Raw genomic sequence first — 327 nt, 5'->3', positions numbered from 1 at the left:
GTACGTACCTGATGATGCTGCTGATGGCGGAATGCGTGGTCGTGCCGGTGGCCGACGCGCTGGCCTGCACGGTGGAACCGCACGCCAGCACGGTGCACGTGGAGTCCGCACCGGATGCCGATGGCGATACCGACGGCAAGCATGTTGGTGCCTGTGGCCACAACCACTGCCACCACTCCAACCTGAGCCTGCCGGCCAGTACCCTCGCCGCCTTCGGTGCGCCACTGCCGGCGCGCTGGATGAATGCCGGCGACGCGGCGACCTATGCGGTCGCCCAGGATGAATTGACGCGTCCCCCCCGGGCGTGAGTTGAGCGCGTCCCGCGAT

At 68.2% G+C, this 327-nt stretch carries 1 protein-coding gene; it reads left to right on the top strand.

The genetic code is table 11. The features are described 5' to 3' along the window. Positions 1 to 308: hypothetical protein (locus EKC99_RS15715; protein WP_163152701.1), on the top strand; the 308-nt coding region annotated here is incomplete at its 5' end. Positions 309 to 327 lie beyond the last annotated feature (19 nt).

Source organism: Anoxybacillus sp. MB8 (genome assembly GCF_011006755.1).
Taxonomy (GTDB): Bacteria; Bacillota; Bacilli; order Bacillales; family Anoxybacillaceae; genus Anoxybacillus; species Anoxybacillus gonensis.
Note: the sequence above shows the minus strand (reverse complement) of the source record. Positions and strands in the feature narration are given on the sequence as shown.